This window comes from Immundisolibacter sp., from assembly GCF_028696615.1.
Taxonomy (GTDB): Bacteria; Pseudomonadota; Gammaproteobacteria; order Immundisolibacterales; family Immundisolibacteraceae; genus Immundisolibacter.
Map to the genome: position 1 here is coordinate 18,353 of NZ_JAQVGQ010000021.1, position 1,872 is coordinate 20,224.

The following is a 1,872-nucleotide window of genomic DNA, read 5'->3' on the forward strand; positions in this document are numbered from 1 at the left end:
ACCTGCACCGCCGGATCGACGATCCACGCCGATACCTGCGCCCGGATGCGGTACACGTCGTCCGGCAGGATGGCACGCCCAGCCAGACGATGGCCGGCCGACGTCAGACGCTCGATCAGCACGCGCCCCGAGCCATCCTGCTCGAGAGCGCGGCTGTCACTGACCGTAAGTACCGCGATGCCCACGGGCACAAAATGCCGCTCACCGCTGCCAGACATCATCACTCAACCTACGAAAGCGCTTACAAACCAAGCCACTGAAGCCTCAACGCGTGCCAAATTTACGCAAACCCTGTGGAGTGAAGATTTCCGCATTCAGAGTCGAGTCCTTGAGCAGGCCGACCTTCGGCTGCCCCATGCCGAGATTACCGTACCAGCCGAAGAACGTGGTGTAACGGCCGTTGACCAAGTCCACCATCTGGTCACCCCAGATCATCTGTGCGCGGATGTCGTACAGATTGATCACATAGGCCTCGCCCATGCGCCACAAGCGATCGCGCGCGTCGTACGCCTCGTGCCCCATGCCGTGCCAGGTGTCTTCGTCGATATGCGCGACGATGCGTTTGTACAGGTGCCGCTGGCCGGGTTTGAGCGTCGCCTCCACCTCCCACACCCGGTGCAGCTCGTAGCGGATCAAGTCCTGATTGATGTGCTTGCGCCCGAACAGCGTGTCGGGAGTCACCCCCTCCTGGGACACGCCGTAGGCGTTATAGGGTACGAAAAGTTCCTTCTTACCGAGCAGCTGCAGGTCGTGCCGCGAATGTTTACCGGCAAACCACCACTGCCAACGCGACGACACCGTGCGCTGCCCGTCGGATGCAAACGACGGACTGTCTTGAAAACCAATCTCAGGCGCCTTGCGCACACGCCGTTGACCGGGCACGTACAAATACGACTGGAAATCGAATTCCTGCGCATAGTTACAACCGCTGCCAATCAAACCCGATTGACGCGGTGGCTGCTTGATCTGAAACGCATCACACAATAGCGGCCCGCCGCTGCGATGGAACCACTCGTTGGCAGGACGCTCGGCCGCAGGCACCCACCACATCCATGACTGCCATATCTGTCCGATCACATCCACCCGGTTGCCGAGCGAATCGATCAACGGCGCATCCATGAAGCCTTCAATCGCCTGCCCCTGATACGCAAGATAGTGGTTCCACCCCACCTCGAAGGCGTTCTTCGGGATCGGAAAGGGATACCCCCCACCATCGACATGCCCTTGCAGGCATACATACCCTTCGGTGTCCCAACCAGGACACAACTCGGCATTCACCGCCTGTCGCTTGGTGGCTTCGTAGACCCAATCGGGAAACGATGCACTACGCCGCGTAGGGTACACATGCATCCGGAACGACTCCGGATACTGCTTGAACATGGCGATCTGGCCCGCCGTCAGGTTGTTCTGATACTGCGCGTAATTCTGTGCAGTAATCGTGAAAAGCGGCTTGTCGTCCGGGAATGGATCGACCCACGGCCCACCAGGCTTGAAATTGGCGGGTGGCGCCAGGATACCGCCCGTCCACTCGGGAATGCTACCGGTGGCATTGCCGGCTCGCTCGGCCCCTACCGGGGTGAGCGGCGTGCCGCTCACCCCGAGCTGGGCGGCCTCTTCGGCGGTGATCTTCGACCAGGCCGGCGACACGGCCGACAACGCCAGCACGCCACACAGTACCGGCACTGCAAATCGCCACTGCACCATTTTCATGTCGCTCCTCTCGGGTTCATTGGTACGTTATTTAAGTGTCACGTCCCGGCCGATTAGTTGGTTTTCGATGAAAGAGCTCAGGATGAGAGTTGTACCAGCTCTGCAGGGCCTGCGCCGGGGTCTGGGCGTTCAGGGCCTGCTGGGGCAGGTGGTGGTTGTAGA

2 protein-coding genes are annotated in these 1,872 nt (G+C 60.4%); both read right to left on the reverse strand.

Annotation, left to right across the window (positions count from 1 at the left end):
- Window positions 1-218, reverse strand: a 218-nt coding sequence (locus PHC73_RS02850) for a molybdopterin-binding protein (protein ID WP_366949790.1), incomplete at its 3' end; no start/stop codon positions are given.
- Window positions 219-264: 46 nt separating this feature from the next.
- Window positions 265-1,710, reverse strand: coding sequence for a DUF1329 domain-containing protein (locus tag PHC73_RS02855; protein ID WP_300124205.1), 1,446 nt, complete (start codon window positions 1,708-1,710; stop codon window positions 265-267).
- Window positions 1,711-1,872 lie beyond the last annotated feature (162 nt).

Excerpts from the sequence above, each read along its gene's own strand:
- PHC73_RS02855 (WP_300124205.1), bottom strand. The coding sequence starts at position 1,710 with ATGAAAATGGTGCAGTGGCGATTTGCAGTGCCGGTACTGTGTGGCGTG.